The following is a 26,794-nucleotide window of genomic DNA, read 5'->3' as shown; positions in this document are numbered from 1 at the left end:
AGTCACGAGGTCTCAGCGAAGCGTCAGACTCTCCGCGAAGCGTCAGAGGCTCCGCAGAGCGTCAGAAGGTCAGCCCTTGAGGGACGCGACCTTCTTCGCCAGCGCCGACTTCTTGTTGGCGGCGGCGTTCTTGTGGATGACGCCCTTGCTGACGGCCTTGTCGAGCTTCTTGGCCGCCTCGGCCTGGGCGGTGGCGGCCTTCTGCAGGTCACCGGCCTCCACGGCCTCGCGGGTGCGACGGATCGCGGTCTTCAGAGTCGACTTGACAGCCTTGTTGCGCTGACGAGCCTTCTCGTTGGTCTTGATCCGCTTCATCTGGGACTTGATGTTCGCCACGAAAGAGCCTTTTCAGGTTCGTTGGATTCCGGGGGGCCGAGCCGCAGCTCGTCCGTCCCGGGCTTTCTGCGTGTCGCGTACACCAGAGCGCACGAAACACGGTGGACCAGGCTACCAGCAGGGGGAACGGCCACCCAAAACCGGACCGCACCGGCCCCACGGCCGGGCCCTCCGGAGCTGTCGGCGCCCCCACCCCGGCCCCTCCCGTACGGACCGGACCCGCGGCTCATGGGACGATGGGGAGAACGAATACCCCAGTCCCGTCGACCCGCGTTCTCTGAATGGACCTCTGCGTGCCCGCGACCCCTACGAACGTGCCGGAGCCGAGCCGTACCGACCCGGCTCTCCTCCGTAACTTTTGCATCATCGCGCACATCGACCACGGCAAGTCGACGCTTGCCGACCGGATGCTCCAGCTGACGGGAGTCGTGGAGCAGAGGCAGATGCGCGCGCAGTACCTCGACCGCATGGACATCGAGCGCGAGCGGGGCATCACGATCAAGTCGCAGGCGGTCCGCCTGCCCTGGGCCCCCACCGGCGAGCCGGGCAACACCCACATCCTGAACATGATCGACACGCCGGGACACGTCGACTTCACGTATGAGGTGTCCCGGTCGCTCGCGGCGTGCGAGGGCTGCATTCTGCTTGTTGATGCTGCTCAGGGCATCGAGGCGCAGACGCTCGCCAATCTTTACCTGGCGATGGAGCACGATCTGCAGATCATCCCGGTGCTCAACAAGATCGACCTGCCGGCCGCGCAGCCGGAGAAGTTCGCCGCCGAGCTGGCGAACCTTGTCGGCTGCGAGCCCGAGGACGTGCTGAAGGTCTCCGCGAAGACCGGCGTGGGCGTGGACGAGCTACTGGACAAGGTCGTACGGGACGTGCCGCCGCCGGTCGGCGTGAAGGACGCGCCGGCCCGCGCGATGATCTTCGACTCGGTGTACGACGCGTACCGCGGTGTCGTCACGTATGTGAAGGTCGTCGACGGCACACTCGGCAAGCGCGAGCGCATCCGGATGATGTCCACCGGCGCCGCGCACGAGCTGCTGGAGATCGGGACGAACTCGCCGGAGATGACCCCGGCCGACGGCCTGTCCGTCGGTGAGGTGGGTTACCTGATCACCGGTGTGAAGGACGTCCGGCAGTCCAAGGTGGGTGACACGATCACCCAGCTCAACAAGGGCGCCGACCAGCCGCTCGGCGGCTACAAGGACCCGAAGCCGATGGTCTTCTCGGGCCTGTACCCGCTGGACGGCTCGGACTACCCGGAGCTGCGCGAGGCGCTGGACAAGCTGCAGCTGAACGACGCGGCGCTGGTGTACGAGCCGGAGACCTCGGCCGCGCTGGGATTCGGCTTCCGTGTGGGCTTCCTCGGCCTGCTGCACCTGGAGGTCATCCGGGAGCGGCTGGAGCGCGAATTCGGGCTGGAACTGATTGCCACCGCGCCTAACGTGATCTACGGCGTGACCATGGAGGACGGCACCGAGCACGAGGTGACCAACCCCAGCGAATTCCCCACCGGCAAGATCGCCGAGGTGCGCGAGCCGGTCGTGCGGGCCACGATCCTCACGCCGAGCGACTTCATCGGCGCGGTCATGGAGCTGTGCCAGAACCGCCGCGGCAATCTGCTCGGCATGGACTACCTCTCCGAGGACCGGGTGGAGATCCGGTACACGCTGCCGCTCGCCGAGGTCGTCTTCGACTTCTTCGACCAGCTGAAGTCCAAGACGCGGGGTTACGCCTCGCTGGACTACGAGCCCACGGGTGAGCAGATCGCCGACCTGGTGAAGGTCGACATCCTGCTGCACGGTGACCAGGTCGACGCGTTCTCCGCGATCTGCCACAAGGACAAGGCGTACGCGTACGGCGTCCGGCTGGTCTCCAAGCTGCGCGAGCTGATCCCGCGGCAGGCGTTCGAGGTGCCGGTCCAGGCGGCCATCGGCAGCCGGGTGATCGCCCGCGAGACCATTCGCGCCATCCGCAAGGACGTCCTCGCCAAGTGCTACGGCGGTGACATCTCCCGTAAGCGGAAGCTGCTGGAGAAGCAGAAGGAAGGCAAGAAGCGGATGAAGATGGTGGGAAGTGTGGAGGTTCCGCAGGAAGCCTTCATCGCGGTCCTGTCCTCGGACTCCGATGGTGACTCCAAGGGCAAGAAGTGACGCCGGACGGTGACCGTCGCGCACCGTCGGCGCACCGCTGAGCAGTGAAGGGCGCCCGTTCCCGGCGAGGGACGGGCGCCCTTCGCATATCGGGACGAGCGCCGCGGTACCGCGGTTCGGGCGCCCCGCGCAGGGGAAGACGGGCTTCTGAGGACATGCGTGAGGACCTTGCGCGGACACGCGGCGGAGCCCCGCGTACACCGATCGGTCACAAGGTGAATGAGTGTGCTGCAGGCCCTTACGTGGGAGCGCGGCGCGCTCTAGTCTGATCCCTGCTCGAAGGTTACTCGCGAGTCACCAGCAATGAAGCGGGCCCCGGAGGAACACGTGACGGACAGCCAGTCGTTGATCGAGAACCGGCCACCTTCCGTGGCGACGCTCTTCCTGGAGCGGGTTGCGGCAACCCCTGAGGGGGAGGCGTACCGCTATCCAGTGCCGCCCGCCTCGGGCCAGGGCCCGGACGACTGGAAGTCGCTGAGCTGGGCGGAGTCGGCACAGCGGGTGTACGCCACCGCGGCGGGCCTCATCGAGCTGGGCGTGGCCCCCGAGGAGCGGGTGGCGCTGGCCTCCAGTACGCGGGTGGAGTGGATCCTCGCCGACCTCGGCGTGCTGTGCTCGGGCGCGGCCACCACGACCGTGTACCCCAGCACGAACGCGGACGAGACGGCGTACATCCTCGCCGACTCCGGCAGCCGCATCATGATCGCCGAGGACGCCGGGCAGCTGGCCAAGGCGCGCGAGTGCCGCGCCGACCTGCCGGACCTCGCGCACGTCATCGTGATCGAGGAGGCGGACGCCGTACCGGCCGAGGGCGACCCCGAGGACTGGGTGCTCTCGCTCGCCGAGCTGGAGAAGCGCGGCGCCGCGTACCTGGAGAAGCACCCCAGCTGTGTGAAGGAGCGGGTCGCGGCGCTCCGCGCCGACCAGCTGGCCACGCTGATCTACACCTCCGGCACCACGGGCCGGCCCAAGGGTGTGCGGCTGCCGCACGACTGCTGGGCGTACATGGCCCGCGCGATCCAGGCCACCGGGCTGGTGAACGAGGACGACGTGCAGTACCTCTGGCTGCCGCTGGCGCATGTCTTCGGCAAGGTGCTCACCGCCGGCCAGATCGCCCAGGGCCATGTCATCGCCGTGGACGGCCGGGTCGACAAGATCATCGAGAATCTGCCGGTCGTGCGGCCGACGTACATGGCCGCCGTGCCGCGGATCTTCGAGAAGGTCTACAACGGCGTCGCGGCCAAGGCCCGCGAGGGCGGCGCGGCGAAGTACAAGATCTTCCAGTGGGCGGCCGGGGTGGCACGGGAGTACGCCAAGGTCTCCCAGGACAACTTCCGGCGGACCGGCACGGCCTCGGTGCCCTTCGCGCTCGGCGCCAAGCACCAGGTCGCCGACAAGCTGGTGTACGCCAAGCTGCGCGAGGCGTTCGGCGGGCGGCTGCGCGCCGCGGTCTCCGGCTCGGCGGCGCTCGCCCCCGAGATCGGGTACTTCTTCGCCGGCGCCGGCATTCACATCCTGGAGGGCTACGGCCTGACCGAGTCCAGTGCGGCCAGCTTCGTGAACCCCGGCGAGGCGTACCGCACCGGCACGGTCGGCAAGCCGCTGCCCGGCACGGAGGTCCGCATCGCCGAGGACGGCGAGATCCTGCTGCGCGGCCCCGGCATCATGCAGGGCTACCACGGGCTGCCGGAGAAGACGGCCGAGGTGCTGGAGTCCGACGGCTGGTTCCACACCGGCGACATCGGCGAGCTGTCCGCGGACGGCTATCTGCGGATCACCGACCGCAAGAAGGACCTGATCAAGACCTCGGGCGGCAAGTACATCGCGCCCGCCGAGGTCGAGGGCCAGTTCAAGGCGGTCTGCCCGTTCGTCTCCAACGTCCTGGTGCACGGTGCCAACCGGAACTTCTGCACGGCGCTGATCGCGCTGGACGAGCCGACCATCCTGACCTGGGCCAAGGAGCACGGCCTGGCGGGCAAGGACTACGCCGCGGTGGTTGCCACGGAGCAGGTCCGCGCGCTGATCGACGGCTACGTCGAGCGGGTCAACGAGGGCCTGCAGCGCTGGCAGCAGATCCGCAAGTTCCGCATCCTGCCCCGTGACCTGGACATCGAGCACGGCGAGGTCACGCCCAGCCTGAAGGTCAAGCGCCCGGTCGTCGAGCGGACCTTCAAGGACCTGCTGGACGACATGTACGCGGGGGCGCGCGAGTCCTGACGCCGCTGCCGGGTCCGTACGTCCGCCGTACGTGCTCCGTACGGACCCGGCCCGGCAGGCTTTCAGGCGCGGCCGTGGCGCAGCGCTCGTACCGTCTCTTCCAGTGCGGCCATTCTGGCGCGCAGTTCGTCCGCCTCGGCGTGGTTGCCGGCCGCCAGCGTCTGCTCCATGCGGGCGATACGGTCCGCCAGCTCGTCGATGCGGTCCCGGTCCTGCTGCCGCAGCCGGCGCAACTGGCGGTTCTTCTGGTGCAGTTCCAGGAAGACCTTGACCTTGGCGCGCAGCACCCAGGGGTCGAAGGGCTTGGTGAGATAGTCCGCGGCGCCCGTGGAATAGCCGCGGAAGGCATAGCCGGAGTCGGCGTCCGTGCCGGTCAGGAAGATGATCGGGATGTGTTTCGCCTGGTCGAGCCGTTTGATGTTGCTCGCGGTCTCGAAGCCGTCCATGCCGGGCATCAGGATGTCCAGCAGGACGACCGCGAATTCCTGGCGGAGCAGCGCCTTCATCGCTTCCTCGCCCGACCGCGCGCGGACGAGCGGTTCACCGAGTGAGCGCAGGACGGCTTCCAGCGCGGCGAGGTTCTCCTCCATGTCGTCGACGAGGAGAATTCCTGCCCGGTCGTCGCGGTCGGTGCTGGTGAGGTGGGTCATGAGTGGCCTCTGAACTGGTGTGCCCTACGAATTGCCGGCCCGGCCGGACTCGCCGTGATCCGCGTCGTCCGCGTCGTCCGCGTGTCCATGGCCGGCCGGGGCGCCGCCGTCGGGTGCGGGGGCGGAGGCGCGGTACTGGGAGAGCAGATCGACGGCGACGTTCAACAGCCGGTCCACGTCCAGTGGTTTGGGAAGGTACTCGTTGGCGCCGGTCTCCAGGGATTTCTCGCGGTCGCCCGGCATGGCCTTGGCCGTCAGGACGACGACCGGCAGATCGGCGTACCGGGGGGTGCGGCGGATGGCACGGATCGTTTCGTACCCGTCCATCTCCGGCATCATGATGTCCATCAGGACGAAGTCGATGCCCGGGTTCTTGCCGAGCATCTCGATGGCCTCCCGGCCGTGCTCGGCGTAGATCACCCGCATACCGACCCGGCTGAGGACGTTCGTCAGCGCGAAGGCGTTGCGGATGTCGTCGTCGACGACCAGGGCCTGGGCGCCCGAGAGCAGTTCGCCGGTGGCGCCCTTGGCCCACCGCTCCACATTGGACACGGCGGGCCAGGCGGTCTCCTCGGGGGCGGCGGCGGGCGCGGGGACCGCCGGGCGGGTGAGCTCCGCGGCGGCGTCCTCGTCGGTGTCCGCGTCGTCGTCGGTCGGCTGCTCGGCGGGCTCCGCCGTACTGTGACAGCTGACGGGGATGCGGAAGGCGAAGGTGGAGCCCTTGCCGGGCTCGCTCTGTGCCGTGAGCGCGCCGCCGAGCAGGCCCGCGATCTCCCGGCTGATGGACAGGCCGAGGCCCGTACCGCCGTACTTCCGGTTGGTCGTGCCGTCCGCCTGCTGGAACGCCTCGAAGATGACCGGCAGTTTCTCGGCCGCGATGCCGATGCCGGTGTCGGTGACGGTGAAGGTGACGGTCTCGTCGTCCGCCCGGTCCACCCGCAGGTCGATCTTGCCCTTGGGGGTGAACTTCAGGGCGTTGGAGAGGAGATTCCGCAGCACCTGTTTGATCCGCTTCTCGTCGCTGTACAGGTCCTTGGGCACCGTGTCGCTCACCGAGACCTCGAAGGCCAGGCCGCGGTCCAGGGTCAGCGGGCGGAAGGTGTCGTGGACGTAGTTGAGCAGCTTGATCAACGGCACCCGGGACGGGAAGACGTCCATCCGGCCGGCTTCGATCTTGGACAGGTCGAGGATGTCGTTGATCAGCTGGAGGAGTTCGGAGCCGGAGCGGTGGATCATCGCCGCGCTCTCCACCTCGTGCCGGCTGAGGTGGCCGTGCTCGTTGTCGATGAGCATCTGGGCGAGGATCAGCAGGGAGTTCAGCGGATTGCGCAGCTCGTGCGACATGTTCGCGAGGAACTCCGTCTTGTACCGCGAGGAGCTGGCCAGCAGCGCGGCCTTCTCCTCCAGCGCGGCGTTGGAGCGCTGCAGCTCGGCCTGGCGGCGCTGCAGCTCGCCCGTGCGCTCCTGGAGCTGGCCGGCCAGCCGCTGGGACTCGCTCAGCAGTGACTCCGTACGGGAGTTGGCGACGATGGTGTTGATGGCGACGCCGATGGTGTTCACGAACTGGTCGAAGAAGGCGAGGTGGACGTCGGAGAAGCGGGAGAAGGACGCCAGCTCGATCACGCCGAGGATCCGGTCCTCGAAGAGCACGGGGATGATCACGACGGTGTTCGGGGCGGCCTCGCCGAGCCCGGAGTCGACCTTGATGTAGTCGGGCGGCACCTCCTCCACCAGGATGCGCTTCTTCTCCACGGCCGACTGGCGGACCAGGCCATGGCCGTGCGAGCCGGGGGTGGCGATGCTGGCGTCGTGCGCGGAGCCGTACCCCGCGATGAAGTCCAGGCGCAGCTCGTCGGTCTCGGCGCTGGCCAGGAAGAACGCGCCGTACTGCGCGTTCACCAGCGGCGTCAGCTCGCGCAGGATCAGGTCGGCGACCTCCACCAGGTCGCGGTGGCCCTGCATCAGGCCCGCCAGCCGGGCGAGGTTGGCGTCCAGCCAGTCCTTGGCGCGGGTGGTCTCGCGGAGGTTGGAGACCATCATGTTGATGTTGTTCTTCAGCTCGTCGACCTCGCCGCGGGCCTCGACCGTGACGTTGCGCGTCATGTCGCCGGAGGCCACCGCGCTGGTCACCTCGGCGATCGCCCGGACCTGTGTGGTGAGGTTCGACGCGAGCTCGTTCACGCTGGTCGTCAGGGACTTCCACGTACCGTAGACGCCCTCGACGCGGGCCTGGCCGCCCAGCTGGCCCTCGCTGCCCACCTCGCGGGCCACCCGGGTCACCTCGGAGGCGAACGAGGAGAGGGTGTCCACCATGGTGTTGAGGGTGGTCTTCAGCTCCAGGATCTCGCCGCGCGCGTCCACGTCGATCTTCTTCGACAGGTCGCCCTGGGCGACGGCGGTGGCGACGAGGGCGATGTTCCGCACCTGCGTCGTGAGGTTCGACGCCATGAAGTTGACGTTGTCGGTGAGGTCCTTCCAGACGCCCGACGCGCCGCGCACCTGGGCCCGGCCGCCCAGGTCGCCCTCCGTACCGACCTCACGGGCCACCCGGGTCACCTCGTCGGCGAACGCCCGCAGCTGGTCGACCATCCCGTTGACGGTCTCCTTGACCTCCAGGATCTCGCCCTGCGCGTTCACCGAGATCTTCTTCGACAGGTCGCCGTCGGCGACCGCGGTGGTGACCTGGGCGATGTTGCGGACCTGTGAGGTGAGGTTGGAGGCCATGAAGTTGACGTTGTCGGTGAGGTCCTTCCAGACCCCGGAGACGCCGCGGACCTGGGCCTGACCACCGAGGTTGCCCTCCGTACCGACCTCGCGGGCGACCCGGGTGACCTCGTCGGCGAACGCGGAGAGCTGGTCGACCATCGTGTTGATCGTCGTCTTCAGCTCCAGGATCTCGCCCTTGGCCTGGACCGTGATCTTCTTGCCGAGGTCGCCCTCCTTCACCGCGGTCGCCACGAGGGCGATGTTGCGCACCTGCGCGGTGAGGTTGTCCGCCATGAAGTTGACGCTGTCGGTGAGGTCCTTCCACATCCCCGACACCCCGCGCACCTGCGCCCGGCCGCCCAGCCGCCCGTCCGTACCGACCTCGCGCGCGACCCGGGTGACCTCGTCGGCGAACGCCGAGAGCTGGTCGACCATCGTGTTCACGGTCTCCTTCAGCTCCAGGATCTCGCCGCGCGCGTCGACCGTGATCTTCTGGCTGAGGTCGCCGTTGGCCACCGCCGTGGTGACCTGGGCGATGTTCCGTACCTGCGAAGTCAGGTTCGAAGCCATGAAGTTGACGTTGTCGGTGAGGTCCTTCCACACCCCGGAGACGCCCGGCACCTGCGCCCGGCCGCCGAGCCGTCCCTCCGTACCGACTTCGCGCGCGACGCGGGTGACCTCGTCGGCGAACGCCGAGAGCTGGTCGACCATCGTGTTGACCGTCAGCTTCAGCTCCAGCAGCTCGCCGGTCGCCTCCACCGTCACCTGACGCGTCAGGTCGCCGCGCGCCACCGCCGTCGTCACCGCCGCGATGTCCCGCACCTGCGCGGTCAGCCGGGCGGCCATCGTATTGACCGCCTCCGTCACGTCCCGCCAACTCCCGGACAGCCCCGCCACCTTGGCCCGGCCGCCGAGCCGCCCTTCGGTGCCCGACTCGCGGGCCACCCGCGTGACCTCGCCCGTGAACAGCGAAAGCTGGTCGACCATCGAATTCACCGCGCGGCCCAGCCCGCAGCGGTCGCCGCGCAGCTTCCGGTGCCCGTCGTGCAGCTCCACGCGCTGGGTCAGGTCGCCGCCCGCCACCGCGTTCAGCACCTGCGTCGCCTGGGCCGCCGGGACCACCAGCGCCTCGATGATGTCGTTGGCCGCGAGCACCGAGGAGGTCCACGTGCCCTGGCCGGGGCTGGCCGTCATCCGCTCGTCCAGCCGGCCCTGCCGGATCAGCTCGGAGCGCAGCCGTACCAGCTCGTCGGAGTGGTGCCGCGCCCGCAGGACGATGTCGTTGAAGGCCCCGTGCAGATCGGCGAGGACGCCGTCGTACGCCACGGGGAGCCGCGTGCGGAAGTCGCCGGCGGACATCGAGGCGAGTGCGGTCAGCAGCGGCTTGAGATCGGCCGCCCGCACCCAGCCGGTCCCCTTCTCCGTCTCCCGCGTATCGCGGGGCACTGCGGAATCCACCGACATAGTGACCCACTTCAGTAACTCGGTGCGAATGGGTGGGCTCAGTCTGTCACTCTGGCGATGGCGCATTTGGCGCGATTGCGGAACTGCTCGGGAGTGCTCAATGAGGACGACAACTCCGTCGGAAACCGACGTGGTGCGCAGGCCGACCACGGCCCGGCCCGACGCCGTCCCCGCACAGGACAGCGGCCCGCCCGTCGCCGACCGCCCGGACCGGGGATCACAACCCGCCGACGATGCATACGGAACCGACGGTTTCCGCGCCGTCGGACTGCCCGGCGCGCCCATCGCCGCCGGCGCCGCCCGGCAGTTCGTCCGTACGACGTTCGCCGACTGGGTCACCCGCGGGCTGCCCGGCACCGAGTACCTCACCGCGCGCGTCACCGACGAGGCCGAGCTGCTCGTCAGTGAGCTGGTCACCAACGCCGTCGTGCACGCCGGCACCGCCGTCGAGCTGCTGTGCCGGCTGGACGAGGACGGCCCGCACACCTCCGTGACCGTGGAGGTCTCCGACCACCACCCGGCCCGCCCGGTGCGCGGCCGCCACGACGCCGTGACGGCCGAGGGCGCGGGCCGCGGCCTGCAACTGGTCGGCGCGATCGCCGACTCCTGGGGCATCACGTACCGGCGCACCCTGAAGACCGTGTGGTTCCGGGTGACGGCGGACGCGCCGGAGGCCGTGTACGAACCGCCGGTGGAGATCTTCCACGCGGACCGCAGGACGCCGGGCGGGCCGCCGGCCACCGAGCTGATGGCGCCCGGGCCGCAGCGGGCCGCCCTGCGCCGCTGCGAGGTCGAGCGGCTCCACCACGGCGCGCTGTCCTTCCTCGCCGAGGCGTCCGACCTGCTCAGCGGGCAGCTGGACGCGGACCAGGTGGCCGCGCTGGTCGCGCAGCTGATCGTGCCGCGGATGGCCGACTGGTGCGCGGTGTGGCTGGACGACGGCGGGGAGTTCGGCGCGCCCCGGCTGGCCCGCGTCTGGCACGCCACGGAGTCCCGCATCGACGGGCTGCGCGAGCTGCTGGAGAAGGACCCGCCGGTACTGACCGGGCGCGGCGACGGCCACCCCACCGGCGCGGGCCCTTGGCCGTGGCCCGGCGAGCCCAGCGGATTCGGCCCCGGCGGCGCGGCCCTGGCCTGCCCGCTGATCTCCGGCGTGCGCCGGCACGGCACGCTCCTGATAGGCCGGTCCGGACTGCTCCGCTTCCCCGACGAGGTCGTCTCGCTCATCGAGGACCTGGCGGGGCGGGTGGCCCGGGCCCTCGCCACCGCGGACGCCTACAGCCGTCAGGAGCGCATCAGCCGGGTGCTGCAGCGCCGGCTGCTGCCCGGCCGCCGCCCCGACGTGCCGGGCGTGGCCTCGGCCGTGGTGTACGAACCGCGCGAGGGCGCCTGGGCGGGCGGCGACTTCTGGGACCTCTTCCAGGCGGGCGAGGGCCGCTGGTGCTTCATGCTCGGCGACGTCTGCGGCAGCGGCCCGGAGGCCGCCGCCGTCACGGGCCTGGCCCGCCCGGTGCTGCGGCTGCTGGCCCGCGAGGGGTACGGCGTCGGCGACGTACTGGACCGGCTGAACCGCACGGTCGCGCGGGAGTCCGCCGACTCCGTGGCCGCGGTGGCCGCCGCGGTGGTGGAGGCCGGCTCCGAGGCGGAGCTGCAGCCCGGCTACCGCGAGGAGAGCGAGCAGACCCGCTTCCTCTCCCTCCTGTACGGCGAGATCGTCCCGTACGAGGACGGCACCGGCGGCGCCCGCTGCACGCTCGCCAGCGCCGGACACCCGCTGCCGCTGGTCCTCGGCACGGACGGCACGGTGCGGGCGGTCGCCGCGCCGCAGATGCTGCTCGGTGTGCTGGAGGAGACCGAGTACGAGAGCGAGTCCTTCGACCTGGCGCCCGGCGAGACGCTGCTGTGCGTCACCGACGGGGTGACCGAGCGCCGCTCGGGCAGCCGGCTCTTCGACGACGAGGACGGCCTCGCGCAGGCCCTCGCCGAGTGCGCGGGGCTGGGCGCCGACGGCGTCGCCGAGCACCTCCGGTGCCGCGTGCACGCCTTCGGTCCGACCCCGCCGGACGACGACCTGGCACTGCTGGTGCTGCAGGCGGTACCGGGGCCGTAGCCGGGCGGCGGGCCCGTGGCCGGGCTTCGTCGGCGGCCGGCGGAAGGGATCACTCCCCGAGTGCCGGACAATGGCGGTATGCCTTCTGCACTCCCCGACGGTGAGCCCATGCCCGAGGACGGGGCGCTGCCCGCCGCCGCCCTGGCCGGAGCGGGCGAGCGGCCCCTCGGGTTCTATCTGCACGTGCCGTACTGCGCGACCCGCTGCGGATACTGCGACTTCAACACCTACACCGCGAGCGAGCTGCGCGGCTCCGGCGGCGCGCTCGCCTCCCGCGAGAACTACGCCGACACGGTCGTCGAGGAGATCCGCCTCGCCCGCAAGGTGCTCGGCGCCGACCCCCGCCCCGTCGAGACGGTCTTCGTCGGCGGCGGCACGCCGACCCTCCTCCCGGCCGTCGACCTCTCCCGCATGCTCGCCGCGATCCGCGACGAATTCGGCCTCGCGCCGGACGCGGAGATCACCACGGAGGCGAACCCGGAGTCGGTGGACCCGAGGTACCTGGCGGAGCTGCGAGCCGGGGGCTTCAACCGCGTCTCCTTCGGCATGCAGAGCGCCCGCCAGCACGTCCTGAAGATCCTCGACCGTACGCACACGCCCGGGCGCCCCGAGGCGTGCGTCGCCGAGGCCCGCGCCGCCGGCTTCGACCACGTCAACCTCGACCTGATCTACGGCACGCCCGGCGAGACGGACGACGACTGGAAGGCCTCCCTCGACGCCGCGATCGGCGCCGGCCCCGACCACGTCTCCGCGTACGCGCTGATCGTCGAGGAGGGCACCCAGCTCGCCCGCCGCATCCGCCGCGGCGAGGTCCCGATGACCGACGACGACGAGCACGCCGACCGCTACCTCATCGCCGAGGAAGCCCTCACCGCCGCGGGCTTCACCTGGTACGAGGTCTCCAACTGGGCCACGTCGGAGCCGGCCCGCTGCCGCCACAACGAGCTGTACTGGACCGGCGCCGACTGGTGGGGCGCGGGCCCCGGCGCCCACAGCCACGTCGGCGGCGTCCGCTGGTGGAACGCGAAGCACCCCGGCGCATATGCGCAGGCGCTGAGCGAGGGCCGCTCCCCGGGGGCCGGCCGCGAGCTCCTCGCGCCCGAGGACCGCCGCGTGGAGCGCATCCTCCTGGAGCTGAGACTGGCGGCGGGCTGCCCCCTGGACCTGCTCGCCCCTGCGGGCGCAAAGGCAGCAGAGCGCGCGCTGTCGGACGGCCTGCTGGAGCCGGGCCCGTACGAGGAGGGCCGGGCGGTGCTGACGCTGCGGGGCCGCTTGCTGGCCGACGCCGTGGTGCGCGACCTGGTCGATTAGCCGGCCGGCGCCGTAACAAAATCGATCAGCTCCTCCACCCGCCCCAGCAGTGCCGGCTCAAGATCCTTGTACGAGTGGACCGAGCCGAGGATGCGTTGCCAGGCGGCGCCCGTGTTCTCCGGCCAGCCGAGGGACCGGCAGACGCCCGTTTTCCAGTCCTGGCCGTGGGGGATCGAGGGCCACCCCGGGATGCCTACCGAGGCGGGCTTCACGGCCTCCCAGATGTCGATGTACGGGTGGCCGACGATCAGGACGTTCGCGTCCGTGACCGAGGCCGCGATGCGGGATTCCTTGGAGCCGGGGACGAGGTGGTCGACGAGGACGCCGAGGCGGGCGTCCGGGCCGGGGGAGAAGGAGCGGACGATCGCCGGGAGGTCGTCGATGCCCTCCAGGTACTCCACCACCACGCCCTCGATGCGCAGGTCGTCGCCCCAGACGCGTTCGACCAGCTCCGCGTCGTGGCGGCCCTCCACGTAGATGCGGCCGGCGCGGGCGACGCGGGCGCGGGCGCCCGGGACGGCGAGGGAGCCGGAGGCCGTGCGCTGCGGGCCCCGGGGGCGTGCGGGCGCGGCGGAGGGGCGTACGAGAGTGACGACCTTGCCTTCGAGGAGGAAGCCGCGCGGGGTCATCGGGAAGACGCGGTGTTTGCCGAAGCGGTCCTCCAGGGTGACGGTCAGGCCCTCGGCCGTCTTCTCGCAGCGGACGACGGCACCGCAGTAGCCGGTGGTGACCTCCTCGACGACGAGGTCCGGCTCGGCGGGGACCTCGGGCGCGGGGCGCTGCTTCTTCCAAGGGGGAGTGAGGTCGGGGCCGTATTCTCTGCTGCGCATTCGACAGACGATATGCGGGGAGCGGGGCGCCCGTGCGGGCTATTCGGGCGACACGCCGAAGCGGCGGGCCAGCTCGTCGCGCTGGGTGCGGACGAAGCGGGCATCCACGACGGCGCCGTGGCCGGGGACGTAGCGGGCGTCCTCGCCGCCGAGGGAGAGGAGCCGGTCCAGCGCGGCCGGCCAGCAGGCGGGCAGCGCGTCCGGGCCGGCCTGCGGCTCGCCCGACTCCTCGACGAGGTCGCCGCAGAACACCACCTCGGGTTCGCCCGCGCCGCCCCGCACGCACACCGCCAGGTCGTGCGCGCTGTGCCCGGGACCGACGTTCGCCAGTAGGACGTGCCGGTCGCCAAGATCGAGCGTGCGTTCGCCGCAGACCGCGTGCTGCGGGACCACCAGGGTGTCCACCGCCTCGGCCGCCGCGTCCGGATCGGCCCCGTTCCGTACCGCGTCGCCGAGCAGCGCCTCCGGCTCGCGGCGCAGCAGCTCGGCCATCCCGGTCGCCCCGAAGACCGTCACACCCGCGAACGCCGCCGTGCCCAGTACATGATCGAAGTGCGGGTGGGTGAGGGCGATGTGGGACACCTCACGGCCCAGCACGCCACGCACCTGGCGGCGCAGCTCGGCGCCCTCGGCCAGCCCGGACCCGGTGTCGACCAGGAGGACGCCGGTGGCACCGGCCACGACGCCGACCGTGGCGTCCCAGTGCGGCAGCCGGCGTCGGGCGACCCCGTCGGCGAGCCGCTCCCACCCTGCCTCTTCCCAACTCGTGCGCATACCGCGACGCTAGCCCGGATACGCCGAAATCGCGCGCGGCCGACCGGCTGACCTGGGCGTATCCCGGGGACACGGACCGGCCGCGGCACGATACGGTGGCCCGCCGGGCCGCGCGCCGCGGTGCCCGGCCTTGCCCTGCCCGTGCTACCCGGCCGTACACTGGTTCAGGGTTTGGCACTCGGACCGGTCGAGTGCCAGGGACAGCCGGCCGGACCCCGGCCGGACAGGCGGCCGCAGCGGCCCAGGGGAGAGCGCGGGACTGGAGGTGTGCGCGATGCTCAGCGAACGCAGACTCGAAGTGCTGCGTGCCATCGTCCAGGACTACGTGGGCACCGAGGAGCCGGTCGGCTCCAAGGCCCTCACGGAGCGCCACCGGCTCGGCGTCTCGCCGGCCACGGTCCGCAACGACATGGCGGTGCTGGAGGAGGAGGGCTTCATCGCCCAGCCTCACACGAGCGCCGGACGCATCCCCACCGACAAGGGCTACCGCCTCTTCGTCGACAAGCTGGCGGCCGTCAAGCCGCTCTCCGGCCCCGAGCGCCGGGCGATCCACAGCTTCCTCGACAGCGCGGTGGACCTCGACGACGTCGTGGCGCGTACGGTACGGCTGCTCGCGCAGCTGACCCGGCAGGTCGCGGTGGTCCAGTACCCCTCGCTGACCCGGTCCACCGTCCGGCACGTCGAGCTGCTGTCGCTGGCCCCGGCCCGGCTGATGCTCGTCCTGATCACGGACACCGGGCGGGTCGAGCAGCGCATGATCGACTGCCCCGCGCCGTTCGGCGAAACGTCCCTGGCGGACCTGCGGGCCCGGCTGAACAGCAGGGTCGTGGGGCGCCGGTTCACCGATGTGCCGCAGCTGGTGCAGGACCTCCCCGAGTCCTTCGAGGCGGAGGACCGCGGCACGGTCTCGACAGTGCTGTCGGTGTTGCTGGAGACTCTGGTGGAGGAGACCGAAGAGCGGCTGATGATCGGCGGTACCGCCAATCTCACGCGCTTCGGACATGATTTCCCGCTGACGATCCGGCCGGTGCTGGAGGCACTCGAGGAGCAGGTCGTGCTCCTCAAGCTGCTGGGAGAGGCCAAGGATTCGAGCATGACCGTGCGCATCGGGCACGAGAACGCTCACGAGGGCCTCACTTCCACATCGGTCGTCGCCGTCGGCTACGGTTCGGGCGACGAGGCAGTCGCCAAACTCGGCGTGGTCGGACCGACCCGCATGGACTACCCCGGAACGATGGGAGCGGTACGCGCAGTGGCACGTTACGTCGGACAGATCCTGGCGGAGTCGTAAGTGGCCACGGACTATTACGCGGTCCTCGGTGTCAGCCGCGACGCCTCGCAGGACCAGATCAAGAAGGCTTTCCGGCGGCTGGCGCGCGAGCTGCACCCGGACGTGAACCCGGATCCCAAGACCCAGGAGCGGTTCAAGGAGATCAACGCCGCTTACGAGGTGCTGTCGGACCCGCAGAAGAAGCAGGTCTACGACCTCGGCGGCGACCCGATGTCCCAGGGCGGCGGCGCGGGCGGCGCCGGCTTCGGCGCGGGCTTCGGCAATTTCTCCGACATCATGGACGCGTTCTTCGGCACGGCGTCGCAGCGCGGGCCGCGCTCGCGCACCCGCCGCGGCCAGGACGCGATGATCCGGCTGGACGTGGAGCTGCACGAGGCCGCGTTCGGTACGACCAAGGACATCCAGGTCGACACCGCGATCGTGTGCACGACCTGTACGGGCGAGGGCGCCGCGCCCGGCACCTCCGCGCAGACCTGTGACATGTGCCGAGGCCGCGGTGAGGTCTCGCAGGTCACCCGGTCCTTCCTGGGCCAGGTCATGACCTCGCGGCCCTGCCCGCAGTGCCAGGGCTTCGGCACGGTCGTGCCGACCCCGTGCCCCGAGTGCGCGGGCGACGGCCGCATCCGGTCCCGCCGTACGCTCACGGTCAAGATCCCGGCCGGTGTCGACAACGGCACCCGGATCCAGCTCGCGGGCGAGGGCGAGGTCGGCCCCGGCGGCGGCCCCGCCGGCGACCTGTACGTCGAGATCCACGAGGTCGCGCACCCGGTCTTCCAGCGCCGCGGCGACGACCTGCACTGCACGGTCACGATCCCGATGACCGCGGCGGCGCTGGGCACGAAGTGCCCGCTGGAGACGCTGGACGGGGTCCGGGACGTCGACATCCGGCCCGGCACCCAGTCCGGCCAGTCGATCCCGCTGCACGGCTGCGGCATCACGCACCTGCGCGGCGGCGGCCGCGGTGACCTCGTCGTACACGTCGAGGTTCAGACCCCCGGCAAGCTCGACCCGGAGCAGGAAGAGCTGCTGCGCCGCCTGGCCAAGCTCCGCGGCGAGGAACGCCCGACGGGACAGTTCCAGCCGGGGCAGCAGGGGCTGTTCTCGCGCCTGAAGGACGCCTTCAACGGACGGTAGAAACCGTAGAACTGTGTGTACGCGTCACGGTCGCCCCGATTCCAGGGACGGCCGTGACGCGTGACACGATGTGGGCATGTCCACCGCGCTGACCGATCTGTGCCGCCACCCGATCGTGCAGGCCCCCATGGCGGGCGGCGCCTCGTGTCCCGAGCTGACCGCCGCCGTCAGCGCGGCCGGCGGTCTGGGCTTTCTCGCGGCCGGATACAAGACGGCCGACGGCATGTACCAGGAGATCAAGCAGGTACGCGGGCTGACCGACCGCCCCTTCGGCGTGAACCTCTTCATGCCGCAGCCGGAGCTCGCCGACGCCGCCGCCGTCGAGGTCTACCGCGAACAGCTCGCGGGCGAGGCCACCTGGTACGAGACCGAGCTCGGCGACACCGCGGGCTCCGCCGACGACGGGTACGACGCCAAGCTCGCGATCCTGCTCGAGGACCCCGTGCCGGTGGTCTCCTTCACCTTCGGCTGCCCCGACCGCAAGACCCTGCAGGCCCTCGACAGGGCCGGTACGTACACCGTTGTCACCGCCACCACGGCCGCCGAGGCACGCGCCGCGCAGGAGGCGGGCGCCGACGCCGTGTGCGTCCAGGGCATAGAGGCGGGCGGCCACCAGGGCACGCACCGCGACGACCCGCAGAGCGACGGCACCGGCGCGGGCGTCGGCCTGCTCACGCTGATCGCCGAGGTCCGCGCGGCCGTCCGGCTGCCGGTGATCGCCGCGGGCGGGCTGATGCGCGGCGCGCAGATCGCCGCCGTACTGACGGCGGGCGCGGCCGCGGCCCAGCTCGGCACGGCCTTCCTGCCCTGCCCCGAGTCCGGCGCCCACCCGCTGCACAAGCAGGCCCTGACCGACCACCTCTTCACTCGTACGGAGCTGACCCGGGCGTTCTCCGGCCGTCCGGCGCGCGGCCTGGCGAACCGTTTCCTGCGCGAGCACGGCCCGTACGCCCCGGCCGCCTATCCGGCCGTCCACTACCTCACCTCCCCGGTCCGCAAGGCCGCCGCCAAGGCCGGCGACCCGCAGGCCATGAACCTGTGGGCGGGCCAGGGCCACCGGCTGGCCCGGCAGCTGCCCGCGGGCGAGCTGATGGAGGTACTGGTGGCCGAACTGGCCGCCGCACGCGGCACGTTGCAGCAAGGAGCCACCTCATGACCGCACCGGTCTTCCTCGTCGAACCGGACACGCTGGCCGCCGCCGCACCGGGGGCGACGCTCACCCTGGACGGCCCGGAAGGGCGGCACGCGGTGTCCGTACGGCGGCTGCGCGCCGGCGAGGAGATCGTGCTGACGGACGGCGCGGGCACCGGCGCGTACGGGACGGTCGCCGCGGTCGAGGGCAAGGACCGCCTCGAGGTCGCGGTGACGGAGGTACGGACCGAGGCGGCGCCGCGGCCGCGCATCACCGTCGTACAGGCGCTGCCCAAGGGCGACCGCGGTGAACTGGCCGTGGAGACCATGACCGAGACCGGCGTGGACGCGATCGTGCCGTGGCAGGCGGCCCGCTGTGTGACGCAGTGGAAGGGCGAGCGGGGCGCCAAGTCGCTGACGAAGTGGCGCAATACGGCGCGCGAGGCCGGTAAGCAGGCCCGCAGGCTGACGTTCCCGGAGGTCGCGGACGCGGCCACCACGAAGGACGTGGCGGCGCTGCTGACCGGCGCCGCCTTCGCCGCCGTACTGCACGAAGAAGGCAGCGAGCCGCTGGCCCGCGCCGAACTCCCCGCCGACGGCGGCATCGTGCTCGTCGTCGGCCCCGAGGGCGGCGTCTCGCCGGAGGAGCTGGAGCTGTTCGCGGCGGCGGGCGCGAAGCCGTACCGGCTGGGGGCGAGCGTGCTGCGCACCTCCACCGCCGGCACGGCCGCGGCCGCGCTGCTGCTGGGGCGTACCGGCCGCTGGGACTGAGCGCCCGGCCGGTGCGGGGGTCAGATCAGGGTCGCGTCGAGCGTGATGTTCTTGACGCCCGCCAGGGCCTGGCTGACCGGGCAGTTCTTCTTGGCGTCCTCGGCCGCGACCTGGAAGTCCGCCTCCGAGAGGCCGGGTACCCGGGCCTTGACGGTCAGCGCGATGGCGGTGATGCCCTCGCCCGGCTGGAACGTGACGTCGGCCTGGGTGTCGAGCGTCTCGACCGTGTAGCCCTTGCCCGCCAGGCCGTTCGAGAACGCCATGGAGTAGCAGGAGGAGTGGGCCGCCGCGATCAGCTCCTCGGGGCTGGTCTTGCCGCCGGGCTCCTCAGCGCGGGCCGGCCAGCTCACGTCGTACGTACCGATCTTGGAGGACTCCAGGGCCACCTGGCCCTTGCCCTCCATCAGGTTGCCTTCCCAGTGGGTCCTGGCCGTGCGCGTCGTTGCCATGTGCGTCGCTCCCGTATGTGGCGGTGTGGCGATACCTGGTTGTGCGGGGCCCAGGTTAGTGAGGATCGGGACGGGCGGGGGAGCGCCGCGCGGAGTTGGCCGGAGCGGGCCTGTCGGGCCGTACGGCGGCGATGGCACGCTGCGGGGCATGAAGGGACGCGTGCGGGGCCGTTGGTTACGGGCGTTGGCAGCGGCGGGTGCCGCGGGTGCGGTGGCCGTCGGAACAGCGGCATGTGAGCCAACGGGTTACTCCAACACCTCGGCGATAGCGGTGACCACGGATCGCCAGGGGACCCGGGCGCTGGAGTGGGAGAGCGTCGACGTGCGGTGGCTGAGCTGTACGGCGTCGGCACCGAACGGCGGCGCACCGGCCGCCACGCCCGGCGCGGGCGGTGGCAGCGCCCGGGTCGACTGCCAGGGCGAGACGGCGAGCGGCGAGCGGATCACGATCCGGGGGCCGGTGACCAGGGAGGTCAGCGGCCGCTGCGTGGAGGGCAGGGGCCTGGTCGCGCGGGTCGGCGACCGGCAGATCTTCCGCACGGACACGATCGGCAACTGCGACGCGCCGGGGGCGTCGCCGGACGCCGGTAATCCGGATAACCCCGGGAACCCCGATAACCCCGGGAACCCCGATAACCCCGGGAACCCTGATAACCCCGGTAACTCTGAGGATTCCGGCGACTCCGGCAATCCCGGTAACTCCGATGACTCCGGTAACCCCGGGAACTCTGGCGACTCCGAGGACTCCGGTAAGTGGCAGGACGACGGCAGCCACGACGACGGTCACCATGACGACGGCAAGTGGCAGGACGACGGCAAGTGGCAGGACGACGGCAAGTGGCAGGACGACGGCAGTCACGACGACGGCAGCCACGACGAGGGCAACCACGACGACGGCAAATGGCACGACGACGGCAACCACGACGACTGCCCGGACGGCGACCGGAACGGCGCCCACGGCGCCACCGCGGCACGCCAGTAGCCGCCGTCGCGCCCCCGATCGGTACGATCAGGTTCGTACGAGCCGACGACCCGTGAGGAGCGCACCCGGTGGCGGGAGAACCGCAGGCCGACTGCCTGTTCTGCAAGATCGTGGCGGGCGAGGTGCCCGCGACGATCGTCCGAGAGACCGAGACGACCGTCGCCTTCCGCGACATCAACCCTCAGGCGCCCACCCACGTCCTGGTGATCCCCAAGGTGCACTACCCGGACGCCGGGACGCTGGCCGTCGCGGAGCCGCAGGTCGCGGCCGACATACTGCGTGAGGCCGCCGAGGTCGCCGCCGAGGACAAGGTCGACGGCACCGGCTTCCGCATCGTCTTCAACACCGGCTCCGGCGCAGGTCAGACCGTCTTCCACACGCACGCCCACGTGCTCGGCGGCCGCGGCCTCAACTGGCCCCCCGGGTAAGCACCTTGTCCGTACGCGAACTGGTCGTCCTCGGCACCGCCAGCCAGGTGCCCACCCGGCACCGCAACCACAACGGCTACCTGCTGCGCTGGGACGGCGAGGGCCTGCTCTTCGACCCCGGCGAGGGGACGCAGCGCCAGATGCTGCGCGCCGGGGTGGCCGCGCACGACATCAACCGGCTGTGCGTCACGCACTTCCACGGCGACCACAGCCTGGGCCTGGCCGGGGTGATCCAGCGGATCAACCTCGACCGGGTGCCGCATCCGGTCACCGCCCACTACCCCGCGAGCGGGGCGCACTTCTTCGAGCGGCTGCGCTATTCGACGGCGTACCGGGAGACCGTGCGGCTGGGCCAGGAGCCGGTCAGCGGCGACGGCGGCACCCTCGCCGAGACGCCCGCGTACACGCTCACCGCGCGCCGTCTCTCGCACCCCGTCGAGTCCTACGGCTACCGCCTCCAGGAGCCGGACGGGCGCCGGATGCTGCCCGAGCGGCTGGCCGAGCACGGCATTTCCGGCCCCGAGGTGGGCCGGCTGAGCCGGGAGGGTGCGGTCGTCCGGGCGGACGGCCGGACGGTCACCCTGGAGGAGGTCAGCGAGGTACGGCCGGGCCAGTCGTTCGCGTTCGTGATGGACACCCGGCTGTGCGCCGGCGCGCACGAGCTCGCGGCGGGCTGCGACATGCTCGTCATCGAGTCCACGTTCCTGGACGGCGACCGGCAGCTGGCCGCCGAGCACGGCCACCTGACGGCGGGCCAGGCGGCCATGGTCGCGCGCGATGCCGGCGTCCGGCATCTGGTGCTCACGCACTTCTCGCAGCGGTACACCGACCCGTCGGAGTTCGAGCGGGAGGCCCGGGAGGCGGGCTACGACGGCGAACTGACGGTGGCCCGGGACCTGTTGCGGGTACCGCTGCCGAAGCGGCGGTGAGCACCTACAAGGGATACCGGGTGCGCGTTACGGCAGGTAGTACATCGGGTTCGGCAGCTTGAAGGTGCGGTCCGCGTAGCCGCCCCGCAGGTCGGAGTGCTGGTCGCCGAAGTTGGCGACGATGTCGTACCCCTGGGACTCGATGTGCTTACGGGTGCCGGACTTGTACTCGATGGTCGAGCAGCCGGCGCCGCAGGACAGGTACGACGGCGGGTTCTCCTTGTTCTTGAGGTAGACGTGCCCGCGGTCGAGCGGGACGTCGTAGCCGACGTTCTTCAGGTTGCGGACGCTCCAGTCGCGCTGGGCCTCCTTGCGGCCGGTCACGAAGAAGACCTCGTAGCCCTTGGCGCGGGCGTGGTTCACCAGCGCGTCCATCCCGAAGACCGGCTCCATGTCGTGGCTCTTCAGGTAGGCGTCCTGGGCCTTGTCGCTGAAGGCGAAGCCCACCTGCAGCTCGAAGTTGTAGGTGAGCAGGGTGGTGTCGTCCATGTCGAGGACGATGGCGGGCTTGCCGGGGCCGTCGTGGTGGCGGACGGCGCTGTCCAGGTACTGCTGCGCCTTCTTCTCGATGCCGTGCACCTGGCGGGCGTAGTTGCTCTTCGGCGAGGCGTAGTGCTCGCCGTCGGCGGTGACGGTGTCGCCGTAGTACGCCTTGATCTTGTCCTGGACCTGCGTGAGGTTCGGTATCTCCTTGTCCGAGCGCGGGACGGAGTGTTCGGCGGTGGCCTGGCCGACGCCGAACGCGGTGGTGGCGGCGACGGCAGCCGCGGCGGCGACGGCGCCCAGGCGCGCACGGAAACGCATGTGGATCTCCTGCGGAGTAGGGACGGAAAAAGCGACTCCGGTAGATCTAGCAGGCGTTGCTTCTGCGTATCTACGCGCGGAGATTAAATCGTTGGCAAAGCATTGCCGGGTGCCCGGAGTGACTGTCCGTACCCATTCGGACTGTCTGCGCTATTGACGGCCCACATGCCCGTCTCTAGCCTCCCTTCACATCTTCGATTCTCATTCGTGGACGCCATCTACATATGGAGACAGGCTCATGACGGTCACCGAACGGCTGCGCGTCATCGAACGGCTGCGCGCGGGCATGGCGCGCGGCGTACTGTCCTTCCCGCTCACCTCCTTCGCCGACGACGGCGCGCTGGACCTGCCCGCGTACCGCGACTACCTCGCGAGCCGGATCGCCGCCGGGCCCGGCGCGCTCTTCCCGGCCTGCGGCACGGGCGAGTTCTTCTCGCTGGACGAGGACGAGTACGGCCGGGTGATCCGGGCCGCCGTCGAGGTGGCGGACGGGCGGCTGCCGGTCGTCGCCGGCGTGGGCTACGGCTGGGCGCAGGCCGCGCGGTTCGCCAGGATCGCCGAGGACGCCGGGGCCGACGCGGCCCTGCTGATGCCGCACTACCTGGTCAAGGCCCCGCAGGACGGCCTGGTCGCCCAGGTGCGGGAGGTCGCGTCCCGCACCCGCCTGCCGCTGATCGCGTACCAGCGCGACCAGGTCACCTTCACCGCCGACAGCGTCCGCCGGATCGCCGAGATCCCCGGCGTCATCGGCCTCAAGGACGGCCACGGCGACCTGGACCGGCTGCAGCGCGGCAAGCTCGCCGCGCCCGACGGCTTCCTGTTCTTCAACGGCGCCGCCACCGCCGAACTGCAGGCCCGCGCCTACGCGAGCCTGGGCGTCACCGCGTACTCCTCCGCCGTGCACGCCTTCGCGCCCGAGATCGCCCGCGCCTTCTTCACGGCGCTCGGCGCGCACGACGACACCACCGTCGAGAAGCTGCTGACCGGTTTCTACATCCCCTTCGTGGAGCTGCGCGACCGGGTGCCCGGATACGCGGTGTCGCTGGTCAAGGCGGCGGCCCGGCTGCGCGGGCTGCCCGTCGGTCCCGTACGCGCCCCGCTCACCGATCCGTCCCCCGCCGACCTCACCGACCTCGCGGCGCTCCTGGAGCGCGGCCTCGACCTGGTAGGAGCCACTCGATGACGACCACCGCCGACCTGCGCATCGCCGAAGTCCGGCTCACCCCGATCCTTGTGGCCGACCCGCCGCTGCTGAACACCCAGGGCGTGCACCAGCCCTACACGCCCCGGCTGATCATCGAGGTGGTCACAGAAAGCGGCGTGACCGGCCTCGGCGAGACCTACGGCGACACCAAGTACCTCGATATCGCCCGGCCGTTGGCAGGAGCACTCATCGGCCGCTCGGTCACGGATCTGAACGCGCTGCCCGGACTTGCCGCCGAGGTCTGCGGCGATTCGCCGGAAGCCACCGCCGCGGGCGCGCTCGACGTCGGCGGGCAGCGCGGTGTTCAGACCGCCGACAAGCTGCGCCTCTCCGTCCTCTCCGGCTTCGAGGTCGGCTGCCTGGACGCCTGGGGCCGGGCCGCCGGACTCCCCGTGCACGCCCTGCTCGGCGGCAAGGTCCGCGACCGCGTCGACTACAGCGCGTACCTCTTCTACCGCTGGGCCGAGCACCCGGGCGGCCGCGGCATCGCCGACGACTGGGGTGCCGCCGTCGACCCGGCGGGCGTGGTCGCGCAGGCGCGGAAGTTCGCCGACACCTACGGCTTCGGCTCGTTCAAGCTGAAGGGCGGTGTCTTTCCGCCGAAGGAGGAGATCGCCGCCATCCGGGCACTGGCCGATGAGTTCCCCGGCAAGCCGCTCCGGCTGGACCCCAACGGCGCCTGGTCGGTGGAGACGTCCCTGATGGTCGCCGACGAGCTGAAGGACGTACTGGAGTACTTGGAGGACCCGACGAGCGGCACGGATCGCATGGCGGAGGTCGCAGCCCGTACGGACATCCCGCTCGCCACCAACATGTGCGTGACGACCTTCGACGAGATCGCCGAGGCGTTCACCCGCGGCGCCGTCCAGGTCGTGCTCTCCGACCACCACTACTGGGGCGGCCTGCGCAACACCCGCGAACTGGCCGCGATCTGCCGCACGTTCGGCGTCGGCGTGTCCATGCACTCCAACACCCACCTCGGCATCAGCCTCGCCGCGATGACGCAGGTCGCGGCGACCGTCCCGGAGCTGCGGTACGCCTGCGACAGCCACTACCCCTGGCAGACCGAGGACGTCCTCACCGAGCGGCTCACCTTCGACGGCGGCGCCGTCGCGGTCACCGACACCCCGGGGCTGGGCATCGAACTCGACCGCGACCGCCTCGCCGCGCTGCACCGGCGCTGGCTGGACGACGACGGCAGTCAGCGCGACCGGGACGACGCGGCGGCGATGCGGATCGCCGACCCGGAGTGGACGCCGCCGGCCGTGCCGCGCTGGTAGCTCCCCAGACGGGGTGTCGCCCTCTGGGCGGGAATGCGGGGAACGCGTACGGTATGGGTCCGTCCCGTACGTGATCATCGAGAGGGGCCGCCCCCATGGCACAGCAAGTACGCGGAGTCATCGCACCCGGCAAGGACCAGCCGGTGCGTGTCGAGACGATCGTCGTGCCGGACCCGGGCCCCGGGGAGGCGGTGGTCCAGGTCCAGGCGTGCGGTGTGTGCCATACGGACCTGCATTACAAGCAGGGCGGGATCAACGATGAGTTTCCGTTCCTACTGGGGCATGAGGCGGCGGGGGTGGTGGAGTCGGTCGGCGAGGGCGTTACTGACGTGGTGCCCGGCGACTTCGTGATTCTGAATTGGCGTGCGGTGTGCGGGCAGTGCCGGGCGTGTCTGCGGGGTCGTCCGCAGTACTGCTTCGACACGCACAACGCGCGGCAGAAGATGACACTGACGGACGGTACGGAGCTGTCGCCCGCCCTCGGTATTGGTGCGTTCGCGGAGAAGACGCTGGTGGCGGCCGGGCAGTGCACGAAGGTGGATCCGGCGGTGTCGCCTGCGGTGGCGGGTCTGCTGGGGTGCGGGGTGATGGCCGGTATCGGTGCGGCGATCAATACGGGCAATGTCGGGCGGGGCGATTCGGTCGCTGTGATCGGCTGCGGTGGGGTCGGTGACGCGGCGATTGCCGGGGCCCGGTTGGCGGGCGCTGCGAAGATCATCGCGGTGGACATCGACGACCGGAAGCTGGAGAAGGCGTTGTCCATCGGCGCCACGCACTCGGTGAATTCCAAGGTCGCCGATCCGGTGGCGGCGATTCGCGAGCTGACGGGCGGCTTCGGTGCGGATGTCGTCATCGAGGCGGTCGGGCGTCCGGAGACGTACAAGCAGGCGTTCTACGCCCGTGATCTGGCCGGCACGGTCGTCCTGGTGGGGGTGCCGACGCCGGAGATGAAGTTGGAGCTGCCGCTGCTGGATGTCTTCGGGCGGGGCGGGGCGCTCAAGTCGTCCTGGTACGGGGACTGTCTGCCGTCCCGTGACTTCCCGATGCTGGTCGATCTGCACCAGCAGGGGCGGCTGGATCTGGGGGCGTTCGTGACGGAGACGATCGGCATCGGGGACGTGGAGAAGGCGTTCGGGCGGATGCATGAGGGCGATGTGCTGCGTTCGGTGGTGGTGCTGTGATGGCGGCACGTATCGAGCACTTGGTCACCTCGGGCACGTTCTCCCTGGACGGGGGCACGTGGGAGGTGGACAACAATGTGTGGATCGTCGGGGACGACGAGGAAGCGGTGGTCATCGATGCCGCGCACGACGCCGATGCCATTCTCGCGGCGCTCGGCGGGCGGCGGCTGCGTGCCGTGCTCTGTACGCACGCGCACGACGACCACATCGACGCGGCGCCCGCGCTGGCGTCCCGTACCGGTGCCATGATCCATCTCCACCCCGACGACCTGCCGCTGTGGAAGCTGACCTATCCGGGCAGCTCCCCGGACCGGGAGTTGACGGACGGGCAGGTGCTGACCATCGCCGGTACGGATCTGACCGTGCTGCACACGCCGGGGCACGCACCCGGCGCGGTCTGCTTCCACGCGCCCGACCTCGGGGTCGTGTTCAGCGGGGACACGCTCTTCAAGGGCGGGCCCGGCGCGACGGGGCGGTCGTTCTCGGACTTTCCGACCATCGTCGAGTCGATCAAGGAGCGGCTGCTCGGTCTGCCGCCCGAGACGAAGGTGCTCACCGGGCACGGCGACCCGACGACCATCGGGGACGAGGCACCGCACCTGGAAGAATGGATCGCGCGCGGCCACTGAGTGGGGCCGGGACGGCGGCACTTG

22 protein-coding genes are annotated in these 26,794 nt (G+C 71.0%); 15 read left to right on the top strand and 7 right to left on the bottom strand.

All coding sequences use genetic code 11. The features are described from left to right. Window positions 1-69: 69 nt before the first annotated feature. Window positions 70-336, bottom strand: a complete 267-nt coding sequence (rpsT, locus tag AB0I82_RS10690; protein WP_085925657.1) for a 30S ribosomal protein S20 — start codon at window positions 334-336, stop codon at window positions 70-72. Between the two features lie 293 nt (window positions 337-629). On the opposite strand from rpsT, the gene lepA reads away from it, so the two are divergent. Together lepA and AB0I82_RS10680 are read left to right on the top strand one after the other, a co-directional pair. Then, window positions 630-2,495 (top strand): translation elongation factor 4, encoded by a 1,866-nt coding sequence (gene lepA / locus AB0I82_RS10685; protein ID WP_363256785.1) that lies wholly within the window; start codon window positions 630-632, stop codon window positions 2,493-2,495. Window positions 2,496-2,822: 327 nt separating this feature from the next. Beyond that, complete coding sequence (locus AB0I82_RS10680; RefSeq protein WP_363256784.1) at window positions 2,823-4,712, top strand: AMP-binding protein; 1,890 nt, start codon at window positions 2,823-2,825, stop codon at window positions 4,710-4,712. A 62-nt stretch (window positions 4,713-4,774) separates the two neighbouring features. On the opposite strand, the gene AB0I82_RS10675 is transcribed toward AB0I82_RS10680, so the two are convergent. Next, a complete protein-coding gene (locus AB0I82_RS10675) occupies window positions 4,775-5,362 on the bottom strand; it encodes a response regulator (RefSeq protein ID WP_363256783.1) in 588 nt (195 codons plus the stop codon). A gap of 24 nt (window positions 5,363-5,386) precedes the next feature. Next, window positions 5,387-9,427 carry a HAMP domain-containing protein gene (locus AB0I82_RS10670; RefSeq protein WP_363256929.1) on the bottom strand — a complete coding sequence of 1,347 codons (4,041 nt, stop codon included), beginning with the start codon at window positions 9,425-9,427 and terminating at the stop codon, window positions 5,387-5,389. A 205-nt stretch (window positions 9,428-9,632) separates the two neighbouring features. On the opposite strand from AB0I82_RS10670, the gene AB0I82_RS10665 reads away from it, so the two are divergent. Then, window positions 9,633-11,642, top strand: coding sequence for a SpoIIE family protein phosphatase (locus tag AB0I82_RS10665; RefSeq protein ID WP_363256781.1), 2,010 nt, complete (start codon window positions 9,633-9,635; stop codon window positions 11,640-11,642). Window positions 11,643-11,720: 78 nt separating this feature from the next. Continuing rightward, entirely contained in the window at window positions 11,721-12,953 is a 1,233-nt protein-coding gene (gene hemW / locus AB0I82_RS10660) for a radical SAM family heme chaperone HemW (protein WP_363256780.1), read from the top strand. Here the strand turns inward: hemW and AB0I82_RS10655 are convergent. Together AB0I82_RS10655 and AB0I82_RS10650 are read right to left on the bottom strand one after the other, a co-directional pair. Continuing rightward, window positions 12,950-13,783 carry a DUF3097 domain-containing protein gene (locus tag AB0I82_RS10655; RefSeq protein WP_363256779.1) on the bottom strand — a complete coding sequence of 278 codons (834 nt, stop codon included), beginning with the start codon at window positions 13,781-13,783 and terminating at the stop codon, window positions 12,950-12,952. The genes hemW and AB0I82_RS10655 overlap by 4 nt on opposite strands. A gap of 39 nt (window positions 13,784-13,822) precedes the next feature. Next, window positions 13,823-14,557 (bottom strand): MBL fold metallo-hydrolase, encoded by a 735-nt coding sequence (locus AB0I82_RS10650; protein ID WP_363256778.1) that lies wholly within the window; start codon window positions 14,555-14,557, stop codon window positions 13,823-13,825. Between the two features lie 274 nt (window positions 14,558-14,831). On the opposite strand from AB0I82_RS10650, the gene hrcA reads away from it, so the two are divergent. From hrcA to AB0I82_RS10630, 4 genes are all read left to right on the top strand, one after another. Further along, window positions 14,832-15,848 carry a heat-inducible transcriptional repressor HrcA gene (gene hrcA, locus AB0I82_RS10645; RefSeq protein WP_030249513.1) on the top strand — a complete coding sequence of 339 codons (1,017 nt, stop codon included), beginning with the start codon at window positions 14,832-14,834 and terminating at the stop codon, window positions 15,846-15,848. Then, window positions 15,849-16,982 (top strand): molecular chaperone DnaJ, encoded by a 1,134-nt coding sequence (gene dnaJ / locus AB0I82_RS10640; protein ID WP_030249511.1) that lies wholly within the window; start codon window positions 15,849-15,851, stop codon window positions 16,980-16,982. Between the two features lie 76 nt (window positions 16,983-17,058). Then, window positions 17,059-18,138 carry a nitronate monooxygenase gene (locus AB0I82_RS10635; RefSeq protein WP_363256777.1) on the top strand — a complete coding sequence of 360 codons (1,080 nt, stop codon included), beginning with the start codon at window positions 17,059-17,061 and terminating at the stop codon, window positions 18,136-18,138. Beyond that, complete coding sequence (locus tag AB0I82_RS10630) at window positions 18,135-18,884, top strand: 16S rRNA (uracil(1498)-N(3))-methyltransferase (protein WP_363256776.1); 750 nt, start codon at window positions 18,135-18,137, stop codon at window positions 18,882-18,884. Before AB0I82_RS10635 ends, AB0I82_RS10630 begins: the two co-directional genes overlap by 4 nt. Window positions 18,885-18,904: 20 nt before the next feature. On the opposite strand, the gene AB0I82_RS10625 is transcribed toward AB0I82_RS10630, so the two are convergent. Next, window positions 18,905-19,333, bottom strand: coding sequence for an OsmC family protein (locus tag AB0I82_RS10625; protein ID WP_363256775.1), 429 nt, complete (start codon window positions 19,331-19,333; stop codon window positions 18,905-18,907). Window positions 19,334-19,604: 271 nt separating this feature from the next. On the opposite strand from AB0I82_RS10625, the gene AB0I82_RS10620 reads away from it, so the two are divergent. From AB0I82_RS10620 to AB0I82_RS10610, 3 genes are all read left to right on the top strand, one after another. Next, window positions 19,605-20,315 carry a hypothetical protein gene (locus AB0I82_RS10620; RefSeq protein ID WP_363256774.1) on the top strand — a complete coding sequence of 237 codons (711 nt, stop codon included), beginning with the start codon at window positions 19,605-19,607 and terminating at the stop codon, window positions 20,313-20,315. Between the two features lie 68 nt (window positions 20,316-20,383). After that, complete coding sequence (locus AB0I82_RS10615; protein WP_363256773.1) at window positions 20,384-20,743, top strand: histidine triad nucleotide-binding protein; 360 nt, start codon at window positions 20,384-20,386, stop codon at window positions 20,741-20,743. A gap of 5 nt (window positions 20,744-20,748) precedes the next feature. Next, a complete protein-coding gene (locus AB0I82_RS10610; protein WP_363256771.1) occupies window positions 20,749-21,672 on the top strand; it encodes a ribonuclease Z in 924 nt (307 codons plus the stop codon). 27 nt (window positions 21,673-21,699) lie between these two features. Here AB0I82_RS10610 and AB0I82_RS10605 read toward each other — a convergent pair whose 3' ends face one another. Next, window positions 21,700-22,476, bottom strand: a complete 777-nt coding sequence (locus AB0I82_RS10605) for an HAD family acid phosphatase (RefSeq protein ID WP_363256770.1) — start codon at window positions 22,474-22,476, stop codon at window positions 21,700-21,702. A gap of 238 nt (window positions 22,477-22,714) precedes the next feature. Here AB0I82_RS10605 and AB0I82_RS10600 point away from each other — a divergent pair, with 238 nt between their 5' ends. From AB0I82_RS10600 to AB0I82_RS10585, 4 genes are all read left to right on the top strand, one after another. Beyond that, the gene (locus AB0I82_RS10600) at window positions 22,715-23,659 is read left to right on the top strand and encodes a 5-dehydro-4-deoxyglucarate dehydratase (RefSeq protein WP_363256769.1); all 945 of its coding nucleotides are present in this window, start codon (window positions 22,715-22,717) and stop codon (window positions 23,657-23,659) included. Continuing rightward, entirely contained in the window at window positions 23,656-24,960 is a 1,305-nt protein-coding gene (locus tag AB0I82_RS10595) for a glucarate dehydratase family protein (protein WP_363256768.1), read from the top strand. Before AB0I82_RS10600 ends, AB0I82_RS10595 begins: the two co-directional genes overlap by 4 nt. A gap of 95 nt (window positions 24,961-25,055) precedes the next feature. After that, on the top strand, window positions 25,056-26,141 hold the full coding sequence (locus AB0I82_RS10590; RefSeq protein ID WP_363256767.1) for an S-(hydroxymethyl)mycothiol dehydrogenase: 1,086 nt from the start codon (window positions 25,056-25,058) through the stop codon (window positions 26,139-26,141). After that, window positions 26,141-26,770: an MBL fold metallo-hydrolase gene (locus tag AB0I82_RS10585; RefSeq protein ID WP_363256766.1), complete on the top strand. Its 630-nt coding sequence runs from the start codon at window positions 26,141-26,143 to the stop codon at window positions 26,768-26,770. Before AB0I82_RS10590 ends, AB0I82_RS10585 begins: the two co-directional genes overlap by 1 nt. Window positions 26,771-26,794 lie beyond the last annotated feature (24 nt).

Source organism: Streptomyces sp. NPDC050315, from assembly GCF_040655775.1.
Classification (GTDB): Bacteria; Actinomycetota; Actinomycetes; order Streptomycetales; family Streptomycetaceae; genus Streptomyces.
The sequence above is the reverse complement of the archived record's forward strand: the minus strand, read 5'-3'. Positions and strand labels throughout refer to the sequence as shown.